Here is a 14,576-nt window from a genome sequence, read left to right as displayed (position 1 = left end):
GCGGCGCCTCAGCTGCGCCGGTGCAGGCCCACCATCACCATCCCGGCGGCGGCGCACAGCGCGCCGACCCCCAGCACGATGACCCCCTGCGGCATCAGATCCGCGGTGAACTGCGCCTCGAAGGCGCCGACGATCGGGCGGAGGAAGTCCGCCTCGTCCACCGAGGCCGGGACCAGGGTCGTGATGTTCCCGGCCAGGAGGCACAGGAGCCCTCCCGCGACGATCCCCGCCACCCCGGCGAGGGTCAGGAGGGCACGACGGTGCGCGGCCACGAGCAGGGCGAGCAGCACCAGGACCCCGGCGATCGGACCGGCCCAATGCGTCCACGGCGCAAGCTGGACGAGACGGTTCAGCAGCGCCACGTCGGGCACCGTGGCCACGGGGACGGAGGCCTCCTCGGGCCGCGGCAGCTCCACCAGCGGGACCTGTTCCTCGACCGCTCCCAGCAGGTCGTCGATCACCGGCGTCAGGTCCACCGCGAGGGTCTGCTCCCCCGGGGTGAACAGCCCGTCGTGCAGCTCCACCATGGTCTGCTCCCAGAGCGTGGCGTACGCCGGGGTGCCCGTGATCCTCGGGGCCTGCTCCTGCAGCACCGGGGTCAGCCGCTCCTCCGCCCAGCCCGGGATCCGGTCGTCGTCCAGGAGGTGCTCGACGGCGGCGTCGGAGACCTCGCGCTGAGCCTCGGGGTCCTCGGCCAGAGGCTGGGCGATGGCGAGGAAGCCGTCGCGGTCCACGACGTTCTGCGCCAGCCAGACGCCGGGCAGCCAGAGGGCGCCCAGCACGGCGGCGACGGTCAGCAGGAGGGCGGCGAGGAGATCACGGGCGGAGGACACGCGCCTACGCTACCGGGTCGAGCTGCTCCGCAGACGGCCGCGACCCCGCACCGTGGGTCGGTGCGGGGTCGCGGAGATCCGGGGGCGAATCAGCCTGCGTCCTCTCGCTGATCTCCTACCGCTCGCACGCTCGCAGCACGTCGATCAGCCTGCGTCCACTCGCTGATCTCCTACCGCTCGCACGCTCGCAGCACGTCGATCAGCCGACGCGGATGAAGGTCCAGCTGCCGGAGTAGATGTTGCGCTCGGAGGTGTCGACGCGGCTGTTGCCGGCGTCCACGAAGGAGTTGCCCCCGGCGTAGATGCCGATGTGGCCCGGCTTGTAGACCAGGTCCCCGGGCTGCGCCTCGGAGCGCGGGATGACCGTGCCGGCGGCGGCCTGCCCGGCGGCGCCGCGCGGGAGGTCGATGCCGTGCTGGGCGTAGACCCACTGCACGAAGCCGGAGCAGTCCCAACCGGACGGCGAGGTGCCGCCGTAGACGTAGGGGGTGCCGATGCCGGAGCGCGCGGTGGCGAGGATGGATCCGCCCTGGCCGGCCGAGGGGGCGGGAGCGGACTCCTGCTGCTGCTCCTCCTGCGCCGGCTCCTCCTGCTGCTGATCCTGCTCGGACTCGCTCTCGGAGGACTCCTGCTGGCCCTGGTCCGAGCCCTCGGAGGACTGCTGCTCGTCCTCGGCGGGCTCCTGCTGCTCGGCGTCGTCCTGGGCCTCGCTGCGCTCCTCGGAGCGCGAGGAGCCCTGGTCCTCGCGGGACTCGGCCGGCTCGTCCTCCAGGGCGTCCTGCTGGTCCTCGGAGGGCTCCTCCTCGACGACCGGCTCGGGCTCGGGCTCCGGCTCGGGCACCTCGACGGTCAGGGCGGCGGTGACGGTCGCGAGCTCGGGCTCGGCCTTCTCCTCGGCCGTGGCGGCGGGGATGCCGACGGCGGGAGCGGCGACCGGCGCCAGCACCGCGGGGGCGGCGTCGGCCTGCGGGGCGGCCGGGGAGTCGGCCTGCGTCTCCGCGGTGGCGACGGAGCTGCCGCCGAGGAGGATGGCGGCGGCCAGTGCGGCACCCGCTCCCGCACGACCGGCGCGGGTCGCAGGGGTCACCGTGCGCACGGCACGGCGGTGGGTGTGGTTCACAGACTTCGACACGTTTCTCCCAGCCCCGGGGCCCGGCCCTCGCGCTCTGCAGCGATTCGCCTCCCGGTCCGGTGCGCGATGGGGCTTCCCGGCGGGAATGTCGGGCTCTTGTCGCCTCGACACGAGCCCGACCCTAGGCGCCGCCGCCCGCGGGACCCTGCCCAGGAACACCTTCTGGGGCAGGGCTTGACAGAGGCTTTACCCGGCGACGAGCGCCGTCACGTGGAGCTGTCCGGCGACCACCTCGGTCACGGCCACCTCACCCCCGCCGGGGCCGCGCAGCACGATGCTGCCACCGACTCGCTCGACCCCCACATCGGCGCCGGGAAGAATGCCCTGACGTGCGAGATCGTCCAGCAGGCCGACGTCGCTCTGGACCCGCTCGCCGATCCTCTCGAGCCGGACCTCGACGCTCTGGCCGTCCTCGACCACCTCGCTGAGCTCGCGCACCGCGTTGGCGGGCTCTTTACCCCCACCTGTGGCGGAGGTCTCGGCGGGATCGACCTCGATCCCCAGCGCGCCCAGGCCCGGGATCGGGTTGCCGTAGGGATCCACATACGGGGGCGTGATCTGCCGGGCCAGCCGCTTCTCGACCTCGAGGCTCATCACGTGCTCCCACCGGCAGGCCTCCTCGTGGACGTGCGCGTAGTCCAGCCCGATCACGTCCAGCAGGTGGCGCTCGGCGAGCCGGTGCTTGCGCATCACGTCCGTGGCGACCTCGGTGCCCCGGGCGGTCAGGCGGATTCGCCGCTGGTCGTCGAGATGCAGCAGGCCGTCACGCTCCATCCGCGCCACGGTCTGGGAGACCGTGGGGCCGGAGTGCCCGAGCCGCTCGGCGATCCGCGCCCGCATCGGGGCGATGCCCGCCTCGTGGAGCTCGAACACCGTCTTCAGATACATCTCGGTGGTGTCGATGAGATCTCCACTCACGCCGGTCCCCTCCATCTGTCGTCCAGGCTCCGTCCCGGTCAGCTTAGTCGGCGCCGGTCCCCGAAGCCCGGGAATCCGCCGCGAGCGTGATCCGGCTCCCCGGCCCCGGACCGTCCGCGGTCACAGCGCGGACGCCACGGTCCCGACGACGTGCAGCAGCACCGTGGCGCCGTTGAGGAGGATGTGCGCGAGCACGCATGCCCACAGCCGCCTCCACCGCGCCCAGAGCAGGCCCAGCGCGATCCCCGTCGTGCCCTGGAGGGCGAGGGCCTGGAGCGCGTCCTCCCACAGGGCGCCGCCGCCGTGCGAGGCGGCGTGCATCAGCCCGAACAGCAGCGCGGCGATCAGCAGGCCGCTCCACGGTCCGGTCACCGCCTCGAGCCGGGTCTGGAGGAGCCGACGATAGACGACCTCCTCACCGACCCCCGCGGTGATCGCGGTCGCCGTCGCAGCGATCAGGAGGGGCACCAGCGGCGGCCAGGAGGCGGGGACGCCGCCGGAGAAGGGACCGATGCTCGAGAGCACGCCCAGCAGCAGCGCGGGGGTCACCGGCACCCACCAGCGCACCCCCGGGCGGCGGATCGCCACCGACGCCCCACGGCGGCGCGCCACCAGCCACAGCCCGAGGCACGGGACGAGCAGGAACAGGACCGCCTTGAGCAGCACGTAGTCCTCCGGCCGGGGCAGCACCGGGACCAGCAGCGGAAAGGCGATCACGACCGCGAGCAGGGCGGCGGTCTCGCCCCGCAGCGCGCGCGGACGGCGCACCACGGCCTGCGCGTCACCGGCTCCGCGCGGGAGCAGCAGCGTCAGGACGACGGCGAGGACCGTCGGCACGAGCAGCAGCGGCACCGGGACCGGTGCATATCCGGGATCGGCGGAGACCACCACCCCGTCCGGGTTCCGCGCCGTCGTGACCACCACCGCGAGGACGAACACCGCGGCGAGCAGCACGAGGACCACCGGCCGGTCCCGGGCACCGCCATCGCGGTCCGGCGGGGCGGCGGGCAGGACAGAGCCGGGGACGGTGCGCACACCGCGATCCTCCCCCGCATGCGGAGGCGCCCGCCTCCTCCCGAGGGAGGAGACGGGCGCCCGGGGACGTCGATCAGCCCGGTTCGACCTGCTGATCTCCTACCGGCTCGTCCCTCGCCAGCACGTCGATCAGCCCTGCTCGATCCGCAGATCTCCTACCGGCTCGTCCCTCGCCAGCACGTCGATCAGCCCGGCAGCTGAGCGACGATCTCGCGCATGAGGTCGGCGGTCTCGGTCGGGGTCTTGCCGACCTTGACGCCGGCGGCCTCGAGGGCCTCCTTCTTCGCCTGGGCGGTGCCCGCGGAGCCGGAGACGATGGCGCCGGCGTGGCCCATGGTCTTGCCCTCGGGGGCGGTGAAGCCCGCGACGTAGCCGACGACCGGCTTGGTCATGGACTCCTTGATGTACGCCGCGGCGCGCTCCTCGGCGTCGCCGCCGATCTCGCCGATCATGACGACGCCCACGGTCTCCGGATCCGCCTCGAACGCCGCGAGGGCATCGATGTGGGTGGTGCCGATGACCGGGTCGCCGCCGATGCCGATCGCGGTGGTGAAGCCGATGTCCGCGAGCTCGTACATCATCTGGTAGGTCAGCGTGCCGGACTTGGAGACCAGGCCCAGCTTGCCGGTGCCGGTGATGTTCGCCGGGGTGATGCCGGCGTTGGAGACGCCGGGGGTGATGATGCCGGGGCAGTTGGGGCCGATGATCCGGGTGGTCCCCTTCTCCTGGGCGTAGTTGAAGAACTCCGCGGAGTCCTTGACCGGGATGCCCTCGGTGATGATCACCAGCAGCTCGATGCCGGCGTCGATGGCCTCGATCGCGGCGGCCTTGGCGAACTTCGGCGGCACGAAGACCACCGAGACGTTCGCGCCGGTGACCTCCATGGCCTCCGCGACGGTCCCGAAGACGGGGACCTCGGTGCCGCCCTCGAAGGCGACCTTCTGACCGGCCTTGCGGGGGTTGGTGCCGCCGACGATGTTGGTGCCGGAGTCGAGCATGCGCTGGGAGTGCTTCATGCCCTCCGAGCCCGTCATGCCCTGGACGATGACCTTGCTGTTCTCATCGAGAAAGATAGACATGTCGGGTGCTGCTCACTTTCCTGCGGCGGCGAGCTCGGCGACCTTCGCGGCGCCGCCGTCCATGGTGTCGGCCTGGGTGACGAGGGGGTGGGCGAAGTCCGCGAGGATCTGTCGGCCCTCCTCGACGTTGTTTCCGTCGAGGCGGACGACGAGCGGCTTGGTGGCGGCGTCGCCGAGCTTCTTCAGCGCGCCGACAATGCCGTTGGCGACCGCGTCGCACGCGGTGATGCCGCCGAAGACGTTGACGAAGACCGCGGCGACCTGCTGATCGCCGAGGATCACGTCGAGGCCGTTGGCCATCACCTCGGCGCTCGCGCCGCCGCCGATGTCGAGGAAGTTGGCGGGCTTCACGCCGTGCTGCTCCCCCGCGTAGGCGACCACGTCGAGGGTGGACATGACCAGTCCCGCGCCGTTGCCGATGATGCCGACCTCGCCGTCGAGCTTGACGTAGTTGAGGTCCAGCGCCTTGGCCTTGGTCTCCAGCGGGTCCTCGCTGGCGGTGTCGACCAGGGCGGCGTGATCCTCGTGGCGGAAGGCGGCGTTCTCGTCGATCGTCACCTTGCCGTCCAGGGCGATGATCTCCCCGTCACCGGTCTTGACCAGCGGGTTGACCTCGACGAGCGTCGCGTCCTCCTCGCGGTAGGCATCCCAGAGCTTCTGCAGCACGGGGGCGACCTTCGCACCGGTCTCGGCGTCGAACTTCGCAGCCTCGACGATCTCCTGCGCCTTCGCCTCGTCGATGCCGACGTTGGGGTCCACCGCCACGCGGGCGAGGGCCTCGGGGCGCTCGACGGCGAGCTGCTCGATCTCCACGCCGCCCTCGACGGAGCACATGGCGAGGTAGTTGCGGTTCGCGCGGTCCAGCAGCAGCGAGAAGTAGAACTCCTCGGCGATATCGGCCCCGGCGGCGATCATCACGCGCTGCACGGTGTGGCCCTTGATGTCCATGCCGAGGATCTCCGAGGCCTTCTGCTCCGCCTCCTCGGGGCTCTTGGCGATCTTCACGCCGCCGGCCTTGCCGCGGCCACCGGTCTTCACCTGGGCCTTGACGACGACGACCGGGGTTCCGAGCTTCTCGGCGCCGGCCTTGGCGGCGGCCGGGTCTTCCGCGACGACTCCTCCGAGCACGGGCACGCCGTGCTTCTCGAAGAGATCGCGGGCCTGGTACTCATACAGGTCCACGGGGTGCTTTCCTCTCGCTGTCGGCAGTGGGCGGCAGGCCACGCACTGGCCTCGATGCCACCCCTGGAAACACCGCCAGCCTAGCGCGTCCCGGATGCCTCCCGTGCCCGTCAGGGCCCGGGGTGCGAGCCGTCACACGTCCTGCGGGAAACCGCATGCCCGATCGCCGGCCTCCGCGAGCCGTCGCCGCGCCCGTCCCGACGGGGCGGCGTGGTGTTCAGCTCCCCCGGATACCATGGCGTGATGAGCCGCCGCCCCCGCACCCTGTTCCAGCGCGTGCGCGACCACATCGGCTTCAGCGTGGTCGCGATCGGCGTGCTGTTCGTGGTGCTGCGTCTGCTCGGCGTCCGCTCCACGTTCGGCGGGTTCGCGCTGTCGGTCGGGATCACGCTGGCGCTGAACGTCGGCCTGTCCTACTGGGCCGATCATCGGGCGAAGAACCCCCGGCCCGCACCCCGGGACGGCGAGGACATCCGCTTCCGCGAGGCCGTGGAGGACCGCACCGCGCCCGGCCGCCGCGACGAGAAGCGCTGAGGGACGGAGACGCCATGGCCGATTGGAAGACCTACGCGAAGGCGGCGCGCAACACCGTGCGCAAGCAGGCCCCCGAGGTCCGTGACGCCACCCAGCGCGCCACCTCCCGGGCCGGTGGCTACGCCCGTGCCGCCGGGAAGGCCGTCCAGGAGGGGACCCGCGCGGACGAGGAGCCCCGGGAGTCGGGCCGGCGCCCCGAGGGGACTCCGCCCGCGGAGCGCACCTCGGCGGACGCCCCACGACCGCGCTCCGAGCGGACCACCGCCCCCGGCGCCGACGACGCACCCGCGCGCCGCTCCGAGGAGTCGCCGCCCAGCTCCTCGCGCAGCATCGCCGAGGAGGCGAGGATCTACGCGACCGCCGCCGGGCGCACCGCGCAGCACGCCGGTGAGGCGGCGAAGGAGGCCGGCATCGGCCCGCGCATCGCCCGCGCCGTCCGCGACGCCCTGCTCATCGGCGTCTCGATCTTCGTCATCTGGGGCGTCCTCTACGCGGCGGGGCTGCCCATCCCCTTCAGCGCCGTGCTCATCGCGGTGCTGATCATCATGGCCATCGCGCTGGGCACCGGGCTGTACGCCCAGTTCGTGCGGGACAAGGCGTCCCGGGACGAGGACGAGTCCGCGCAGTGACCTCGCCGGGCTCGGCCGGCCGCGACGCATCCGGCGCGCGCCCGGCCCCGCGACCCGCGCTCCACCACCTCGAGCTGTGGACCGCGGACCTCGCCGCGACCGAGGACTCCTGGCACTGGCTGCTGACCTCATTGGGCTGGACGCCGCGACCGGTGGAGGGCTGGGTGCAGGGGCGCCTCTGGGTCGCCCCCGACGGCTCCTACCTGGTGCTGGAGCAGTCCGATGACATCCGCCCCGGCCCCGGCGACCGCCGCGCACCGGGCATGAACCATCTGGCTCTGACCGTCGCCGATCGTGCCGCCCTCGATGCGCTGCGCGCCGGGGCGCCCGCCCATGGATGGCGCGAGCTGTTCGCCGAGCGCTACCCGCACGCCGGCGGGGCGGACCACGTGGCCTGGTACGGCGAGGATCCCGAGGGCATCGAGGTGGAGCTGGTCGCCGTCCGCTGAGGGCTCGTCAGCGGACGCCGACCGCGCCGCCGATCACAGCTTGGTCAGCGGGGCATAGCGCAGCAGCAGGCGCTTCGTGCCGTGCGGTGCTCTGAACTGCACCTCGACCTGCGTCTTCTCGCCCTGTCCGGACACCTCGGTGACGGTGCCCATGCCGAAGGAGTCGTGGGTGACGCGGTCGCCGGCGGCGAGCTGGGGCAGCTTCTCGGCGGGGGTCGCCGAGCGTCCGGAGCCGAGGCTGGGCCGCTTCACGTCGCTGCGGCCCCCACCGATGCCGCCGCTGAAGGACGGACCACGTCCGCCCCCGGAGCGGCCGCCGCCGTATCCGGAGCCTCCGACGCCGCCGCCGAAGCCCGCACCGCTGAGGGTGGAGCCGGCGCGGGCCACGTCCAGGACCTCGTCGGGGACTTCGTCGAGGAACCGGCTGGCCGGCATGAACTGGGTCTGCCCCCACATGGCGCGCATCTGGGCGCGCGTCAGGAACAGCTTGGAGCGGGCCCGGGTGATGCCCACGTAGGCCAGACGCCGCTCCTCCTGGAGCTCCTCGGGATCGCCCAGGGTGCGGTTGTGCGGGAACGTCCCGTCCTCCATGCCGGTGAGGAAGACGACCGGGAACTCGAGGCCCTTGGCGGTGTGCAGGGTCATCAGGGTGACGAACTGGTCCTCGGTGCCGGGGATCTGATCCGCGTCGGCGACCAGCGAGACCTTCTCCAGGAAGCGGTCCAGGAGGCTCGCTTCCGGGTCGTCCGGCGCGGTCAGCGCGGCGTCCGGGGCGATATCGGCGCCCGGTGCCGGCTCCGCGGTCCCGTCCCGCGGCGCCTCCTCGCCCTCCTCCGCCTCGCTGGCGACGGCGTCGGCCTCCTCGATCTGCGCCTCGAACTCGGAGGCCACGCTGATGAGCTCGGCGAGGTTCTCCAGCCGGGACTCGTCCTGAGGGTCGTCGCTGCCCTGCAGCTCGGCGTAGTAGCCGGAGCGGGAGAGGATCGCCTCGATCAGTTCGGCCGGCGAGGTGCCGGCGGCGGCCAGCTCCTGGAGGTCCTCGAGCATCGCCACGAAGGTCCGCACCGCGTTCAGCGAGCGGGTCGCGATCCCGGGCGCCTCCTCCGCACGCCGCAGCGCCTCGCCGAAGCCGATCCGCTCCCGCTCGGCGAGCATCGCGATGGCCGCCTCCGCCCGGTCGCCGATGCCGCGCTTGGGCACGTTGAGGATGCGGCGCAGGTTGATCTCGTCCGCCGGATTGGCGAGCACCTGCAGGTAGGCGACGGCGTCCTTGATCTCGCGGCGCTCGTAGAAGCGGGTCCCGCCCACCACCCGGTAGGGCAGGCCCACGCGGATCAGCTGGTCCTCGAGCGCTCGGGACTGGGCGTTGGCGCGGTAGAAGATCGCGATGTCCCCGGCGCTGCGCCCGCTGTCGACCAGGGCGTCGATCTGACGGCCGATGTATCGCGCCTCGGACTTCTCGTCATCGGCGACGTACAGGGTGATCTTCTCCCCTGCGCCCTGATCGGTCCACAGGTTCTTCTTCCGCCGGCCCGCGTTCTCCTCGATCACCGAGTTCGCGGCCGTCAGGATGTTCTGCGTGGAGCGATAGTTCTGCTCCAGCACGATCGTCCGGGCCGAGGGGAAGTCCTGCTCGAACTCGATGATGTTGCGGATCGTGGCGCCGCGGAAGGCGTAGATCGACTGGTCCGAGTCGCCCACCACCGTCAGATCCGCGCGGGGGTCCTCCCCCACCAGCTCGCGCACCAGGGCGTACTGGGCGGTGTTGGTGTCCTGGTACTCGTCCACCATGAGATGGCGGAAGCGGCGCCGGTAGCCCTCGCGGATCGCGGGGTTCTCCCGCAGCAGGGTGACGGTCAGGCCGATGAGGTCGTCGAAGTCCACCGCGTTCGCCTGGCGCAGGCGCTCGGTGTAGTTGGTGTAGATCCTCGCGAGAGTCCTCTCGAAGGGGTTCTTCGCGCTCTCGGCCTGGTCCGCGAAGTCGATCGGATCGGTGAGGTCGTTCTTCAGGGTGGAGATGCGCGAGGCCAGGGCGCGCGGGGCGTGCTTCTTCGTGTCGAGCTCGAGATCCTTGGCGATCGTGGTGATCAGGCGCAGCGAATCGGCGCTGTCGTAGATCGTGAAGGAGCTCTTCAGCCCGGCCGCCTGGGCGTCGCGGCGGAGGATTCGCACGCAGGCGCTGTGGAAGGTGGAGACCCACATGCTGCGGGCCGCCGGACCCACCAGCTCGCCCACGCGCTCGCGCATCTCCGCGGCAGCCTTGTTGGTGAAGGTGATCGCGAGGATCTCCCCGGGCAGCGCCTCACCGGAGGCCAGCAGGTGCGCGATCCGGCGCGTGAGCACTCGGGTCTTGCCGGAGCCGGCGCCCGCGACGATCAGCAGCGGGCTGCCGCGATGCTCGACGGCCTCCCGCTGACCGGGGTTCAGGCCCTCGACGAGCTCGTCCAGGACCGCGGCACCTGCTCCGCCGGGCACCGTTGCGGGAGCCGGGGTCGCCCGCTCGGCGGGATGCGGGAGACCGGCGAGGTCAGCCGGCGGGGCCGGGAGGTCCTCCTCTGGCGGCGGGACATCCTCGTCCGGCGGCGGGACGTCCTCGTCCAGGGGCGGGACGTCCTGGTCGCTCGGCCGCTCCTCGTCGGTCGGGCCGGGGGCCTCCGGACCCTGCGCGTCCGTCGGCGCCGCGGCGGACGTCCCCGCCGATGGCGGCGTCACCGCCACGCCGTCGAGGCGGCGGAAGGCGTCGGGCAGCGAGAGGTCGTCGAAGAGTGAGCTCATGAGGGTTCCAGGATAGACACGGGGCCCGACAGCAGGACTGCTGTCGGGCCCGGTGTGGACGTGACGTGCTGGGGAGGACCGATGGCGGCCCGAATCTCACACGAAGACGGCGATGATGACGTTGAGGACGATCGCGGTGGGGATCCCGAACCACACCGGCGAGGGAGTCTCGGGCCCCTTCCGGGCGGCGAGGAAGGCGAGCACCGTGGCGACCAGCCCGATGACGAGCTTGATGCCGAGCTTCATGTGGTTCGCGTCGCCGTCCATCGAGACCAGGGCCGCCAGCGCGAGGCCGACGACGAGCGCCCCGGCCGTCGCGTGCGCCATGCCCTTGCTGGGCTCGCGGGTGCGGGCGGCCGCGACCCAGGTGCCGAGCGCGACGGCCCAGCAGATCAGATGCAGCACGAGGAGGAGGGAGAACAGGAAGGACATGACACGATGTTATCTCCGTGCCCTGGGAGCTCCCTGCCCCCGCCGTGCGAGAATCGCCGCATGTCAGCGCCCCGTCATGGCTCCCCCACCACACCGGATCCGGACTCCGAGGACGGCACCGGGGCGGCGGAGGACGTGCAGGGCTGGCTGCCGGGGGACCTGGGTGCGCTCGACGGCGAGGCCCCGCCCCGCTTCTCCGCCGGCAAGCTGGCCGGCGGTGCGCTCTCGCTGCTGCTGGTGGCCGCTCTCCTGGCCTGGGTGCTCCCCTGGGCCAGCGGCGCCTCCTGGCCCCGGATCCTCACCACCCTCGCCGCCCTGCCGCCGTGGGCGTTGCCGGCGATGGTGCTGCTGGGCGTCGCGGCGCTGCTGCTCGAGGCGCTGACCGTGCGCACCGCGGTGACCGGCTCGCGGTATTCCTCCGCGCTGCTGGGCCACGCCGCCTCGAGCGCCACCTCGCTCGCCGTCCCGGGCGGCGGGATCCTGGGATTGGGGCTGATGGCCTGGATCCTCCGCCGCACGGGCCTCGCTCTCGCGGTGATCCTCACCGGCATCATCGCCGCGTCCCTGGTGGAGATGGTGCTCACCTCGGTGCTCGTGCCGCTGCTGGGGCTGGGCGCCTACGCGCTCAGCGCCTGGCTCTCCCCCACCGCGGTCCAGCTGCCGGGGGCGCTGTGGGCTGCGGCCGCGGCGCTTCTCGGCTCCGTGCTCGCCCTGGTGCTCACCGCCGTCCTGCTGCGCCGCTCTGTGCTCGCGGGCCTGCTCGCGCAGCTGGGCGGGGCCGTGCCGGAGCACGTCGCCCGCGCGATCCTCGTCCAGCGCGATGCGCTGGTGCGGATGCTGCGGAGCCGGCACTTCGCTCTGGTGCTGCCCACACTGGTCGCCCGGGTGCTGCAGTGGCTCGCCCTCGTCCTCGCCGTCCACGCCGTGGGCGCCGAGATCCCGCTGCTGCTGAGCATCGCGATCTTCGCCTTGGGCCGCGTGCTGTCCCTGGTGCCGCTCACCCCGGGCGGGGCGGGCATCACCGAGACCGTCGGCGCGGCGGCCCTGGTCGCGCTCGGCGTCGGGGCGCCGGAAGCCGCGGCCGCGATGCTCCTGCTGCTGGTGACGATGCTGGTGGTCCCGCTGCTCGCAGGAGCCGGCGCGACCGCGCTCGCCGTCCTCGCGACGCCGGATCGCCGGCGGCGGACCTGAGGTCCGGCTGCCGTTCGCACGCTCACAGCACGTCGATCAGCCCTCGTCCTCGTAGTCCGGGGTGTCCAGGCCCAGGGTGTGCGAGGGGTGGGCGAGGAAGCCCTCCTCGGCGGGCGGCAGCAGCGGGTACCCGCCGATGCTCGCGCCGTGCCGGGTGCCCACGAACGCCGCGACGGCGCCCACGTGGCGGTGCGCATCATCTCCCCGGCCCAGGAAGCCCGCCCCCTGGTACCCGCCCAGCCGACGCCCGCCGCGCCGCTCCTCCGCCGTGGCGATCCGGTCCAGCCGGTCGGCGCTCGCGCGCAGCCCGTTGGCGATCCGCCCGAGCTCCGGGGACTCGGCGTGGGACCAGCGGGCGTGGACCTGCTCGCCCAGCGCCCGGGCCCGAGGGTCCTCGGCGCGGTTCGTCTCGGCGATCGCATTGGCCAGGCGCAGGCGCAGGAGGGTCAGGCGGTCCGCGGCGTGCCGCAGGGCGGCTGCCTGGTTCCGCAGGTCACGCGGGTCCGAGGTCATCCGGATGTCCTTTCTGCCGAGCGCCGCTCCCGGGGCATGGCAGGCAGTGCCGCGGGCGGGCGCCTACAGAGTAGGCGGTGCCGCCGGGAGCGTCTCCAGCCAGTCGTCCAGGACCTCGATGGAACGATGGCGGGCGTCGGCGTCGGAGAGGAAGACGTCGTGCCGCGCCCCGTGGATCGGCTCGATCCGCACCGCCGGGCCCAGCCGGGAGGCCGCGGCCGCCAGCCCTCGCACATCCAGCACCGCGTCCGCGCGACGCATCTCCTCGCGGAAGACGGGGGCGATCCGGGAGCGGGAGGAGTGCATCACGAGCACGGGGATCGACAGGGGGCCGGCCGCCGCCAGCCGCTGCTGGCCCTCGATCACGGCGTGCAAGGTGTCCGCGGGGAAGCGGTGCCCGCCGGGGGGCTTGAGCGCGAGGTCGTAGTCGTACTGGCCGCCGAAGTCGCGGTGGGTGGTGCGGGCGTAGTGGTCCGACCAGGTCGGGAGGATGGGCCGCTGGTGGAGTCGATCGGCGAGCACCCGGACCGGCCCACCGGCGAGCGTCCGGGTCACCGGCCCCAGGTGCATCTCGAGCCAGGGGGAGTTCAGCGCGAGCGCGCGCACCGTGCCGGGGCGGCGCTGCGCCCACAGCGCGGCGATCAGCCCGCCGGCCGAATGGGCGAGCAGGACGGGCGGCGTCCGGGTGCCGATGATCCGCAGCGCGGCGTCGATCTCCCGGTCGTAGCGGCTGAGGTGGTCGATCGAGGTCGGGGTCTGTCCCGGCAGCAGGCTGCGCCCGTACTTGCGCAGGTCCAGCCCCCACACCTCGTGCCCGAGCGCCCCCAGGTGCTCCATCAGGCCCCGGTCGAAGATGTAGTCCGACCAGCCGTGCATCAGCAGCACCGGAGGGCGCCGGCCCTCCTCCCCCGCGGCCGGCTCGGAGGGCACCGGGCCCTGATCACGCTCGCGGTGGACGAGGGTGGCGATCAGCGGACCCTCATGGTCTGTGCCGAGGTCGATCCGGTGCGCGGTGTATCCCGCGCCGAGGATCGCGTCCTCGGTCACCCCTGGGTGGAGCTGTCCCGCAGCAGCTCGATGACCTCGTCACGGCGATAGCGGCGGTGTCCCCCGAGTGTGCGCATGTATGTGAGCTTCCCCGCCTGGGCCCAACGGGTCACCGTCTTGGGATCGACGTGGAACATCTTGGCGACCTCGGCCGGGGTGAGGAGCTGGCCGGCATCCTCGCCGACCTCCGGCTCGTGGTCCGTGGATCCGTTCATTCGACGTGCGACCTTTCACTGCGGGCATCTGGAGGCAGGCGCCGACTGTACCGGTCGTTCCCGTGACCTCGGGATGCCGGACCGGTGCTGGCCGGGAGCTCCTGGGTCCACACTAGTGTGTGACCTTCACAAGCCGGAACTCGGATCACCGGGAGACCCCGGTCAACCGCCCGGTCGGGGCGCTCCCGCCGGCGGGAGCCGCGGCGACCGGAAGGGACGTCCGGCACGTCCCCCGGGCGCGGGTTCGCCCTGGGGCTGACCGAGCATGTACTCTTGGCATCCGAAACTAATGCCATCTTCCGGGGCGACAAGAACACCCGGCAGCCGATGCACAGGGGGTCAGATCCATGGGTCGCGGCCGACAGAAAGCCAAGCACACCAAGGTGGCACGGGACCTCAAGTACTACAGCCCGCCGACGGACCTCACCGCACTGCAGCGTGAGCTGCAGGGCCAGCGCAGCGAGAGCTCGCCCGCGGATGGCGACGACTGGGCCGAGGACAGCGACGACCGTGCCGACGAGGACGCTCCGTCCGCCTATCGACGGTGAGGGCCGCCGGCTCTGGCCGGAACCGTGACACCGCAGGACAGCAGGAGGGCCGACCCGATGGGTC

Annotated in this window: 16 protein-coding genes; 5 read left to right on the top strand and 11 right to left on the bottom strand. The window is 72.6% G+C overall.

Annotation, left to right across the window (positions count from 1 at the left end; genetic code table 11):
- Positions 1–8: 8 nt before the first annotated feature.
- The 6 genes from CXH06_RS17685 to sucC form a co-directional block, all read right to left on the bottom strand.
- Positions 9–833 (bottom strand): hypothetical protein, encoded by an 825-nt coding sequence (locus CXH06_RS17685; RefSeq protein WP_114856520.1) that lies wholly within the window; start codon positions 831–833, stop codon positions 9–11.
- A 199-nt stretch (positions 834–1,032) separates the two neighbouring features.
- The gene (locus CXH06_RS17680; RefSeq protein ID WP_114856519.1) at positions 1,033–1,965 is read right to left on the bottom strand and encodes a C40 family peptidase; all 933 of its coding nucleotides are present in this window, start codon (positions 1,963–1,965) and stop codon (positions 1,033–1,035) included.
- Between the two features lie 186 nt (positions 1,966–2,151).
- On the bottom strand, positions 2,152–2,883 hold the full coding sequence (locus CXH06_RS17675) for a metal-dependent transcriptional regulator (RefSeq protein WP_114856535.1): 732 nt from the start codon (positions 2,881–2,883) through the stop codon (positions 2,152–2,154).
- A gap of 120 nt (positions 2,884–3,003) precedes the next feature.
- Positions 3,004–3,918 (bottom strand): CPBP family intramembrane glutamic endopeptidase, encoded by a 915-nt coding sequence (locus CXH06_RS17670; RefSeq protein WP_114856518.1) that lies wholly within the window; start codon positions 3,916–3,918, stop codon positions 3,004–3,006.
- A 185-nt stretch (positions 3,919–4,103) separates the two neighbouring features.
- Positions 4,104–4,997 (bottom strand): succinate--CoA ligase subunit alpha, encoded by an 894-nt coding sequence (gene sucD, locus CXH06_RS17665; RefSeq protein ID WP_114856517.1) that lies wholly within the window; start codon positions 4,995–4,997, stop codon positions 4,104–4,106.
- Between the two features lie 12 nt (positions 4,998–5,009).
- Positions 5,010–6,179, bottom strand: coding sequence for an ADP-forming succinate--CoA ligase subunit beta (gene sucC / locus CXH06_RS17660; RefSeq protein ID WP_114856516.1), 1,170 nt, complete (start codon positions 6,177–6,179; stop codon positions 5,010–5,012).
- Between the two features lie 243 nt (positions 6,180–6,422).
- On the opposite strand from sucC, the gene CXH06_RS17655 reads away from it, so the two are divergent.
- Genes CXH06_RS17655 through CXH06_RS17645 form a run of 3 tightly spaced genes read left to right on the top strand, consistent with a single transcriptional unit; the run spans position 6,423 to position 7,791 of the window.
- The gene (locus CXH06_RS17655; RefSeq protein ID WP_114856515.1) at positions 6,423–6,713 is read left to right on the top strand and encodes a hypothetical protein; all 291 of its coding nucleotides are present in this window, start codon (positions 6,423–6,425) and stop codon (positions 6,711–6,713) included.
- Positions 6,714–6,727: 14 nt separating this feature from the next.
- On the top strand, positions 6,728–7,342 hold the full coding sequence (locus CXH06_RS17650) for a hypothetical protein (RefSeq protein ID WP_114856514.1): 615 nt from the start codon (positions 6,728–6,730) through the stop codon (positions 7,340–7,342).
- Positions 7,339–7,791, top strand: coding sequence for a VOC family protein (locus CXH06_RS17645; protein WP_114856513.1), 453 nt, complete (start codon positions 7,339–7,341; stop codon positions 7,789–7,791). Before CXH06_RS17650 ends, CXH06_RS17645 begins: the two co-directional genes overlap by 4 nt.
- Positions 7,792–7,824: 33 nt before the next feature.
- Here the strand turns inward: CXH06_RS17645 and CXH06_RS17640 are convergent, their stop codons facing one another.
- Entirely contained in the window at positions 7,825–10,566 is a 2,742-nt protein-coding gene (locus CXH06_RS17640) for a UvrD-helicase domain-containing protein (protein ID WP_114856512.1), read from the bottom strand.
- Positions 10,567–10,662: 96 nt separating this feature from the next.
- Complete coding sequence (locus tag CXH06_RS17635) at positions 10,663–10,998, bottom strand: hypothetical protein (RefSeq protein WP_114856511.1); 336 nt, start codon at positions 10,996–10,998, stop codon at positions 10,663–10,665.
- Positions 10,999–11,058: 60 nt separating this feature from the next.
- Between CXH06_RS17635 and CXH06_RS17630 the strand changes: the two genes are divergently transcribed.
- A complete protein-coding gene (locus tag CXH06_RS17630; protein WP_198684103.1) occupies positions 11,059–12,189 on the top strand; it encodes a lysylphosphatidylglycerol synthase domain-containing protein in 1,131 nt (376 codons plus the stop codon).
- Positions 12,190–12,225: 36 nt separating this feature from the next.
- Here the strand turns inward: CXH06_RS17630 and CXH06_RS17625 are convergent, their stop codons facing one another.
- From CXH06_RS17625 to CXH06_RS17615, 3 genes are all read right to left on the bottom strand, one after another.
- A complete protein-coding gene (locus CXH06_RS17625) occupies positions 12,226–12,702 on the bottom strand; it encodes a hypothetical protein (RefSeq protein WP_114856510.1) in 477 nt (158 codons plus the stop codon).
- Between the two features lie 63 nt (positions 12,703–12,765).
- Positions 12,766–13,749, bottom strand: a complete 984-nt coding sequence (locus CXH06_RS17620; RefSeq protein ID WP_114856509.1) for an alpha/beta hydrolase — start codon at positions 13,747–13,749, stop codon at positions 12,766–12,768.
- Positions 13,746–13,964 (bottom strand): BldC family transcriptional regulator, encoded by a 219-nt coding sequence (locus tag CXH06_RS17615; protein ID WP_114856508.1) that lies wholly within the window; start codon positions 13,962–13,964, stop codon positions 13,746–13,748. Before CXH06_RS17615 ends, CXH06_RS17620 begins: the two co-directional genes overlap by 4 nt.
- A 347-nt stretch (positions 13,965–14,311) precedes the next feature.
- Between CXH06_RS17615 and CXH06_RS17610 the strand changes: the two genes are divergently transcribed.
- Entirely contained in the window at positions 14,312–14,512 is a 201-nt protein-coding gene (locus CXH06_RS17610; protein WP_114856507.1) for a DUF3073 domain-containing protein, read from the top strand.
- Positions 14,513–14,576 lie beyond the last annotated feature (64 nt).

This window comes from Brachybacterium sp. YJGR34, assembly GCF_003347015.1.
Taxonomy (GTDB): Bacteria; Actinomycetota; Actinomycetes; order Actinomycetales; family Dermabacteraceae; genus Brachybacterium.
The sequence above is the reverse complement of the archived record's forward strand: the minus strand, read 5'-3'. Positions and strand labels throughout refer to the sequence as shown.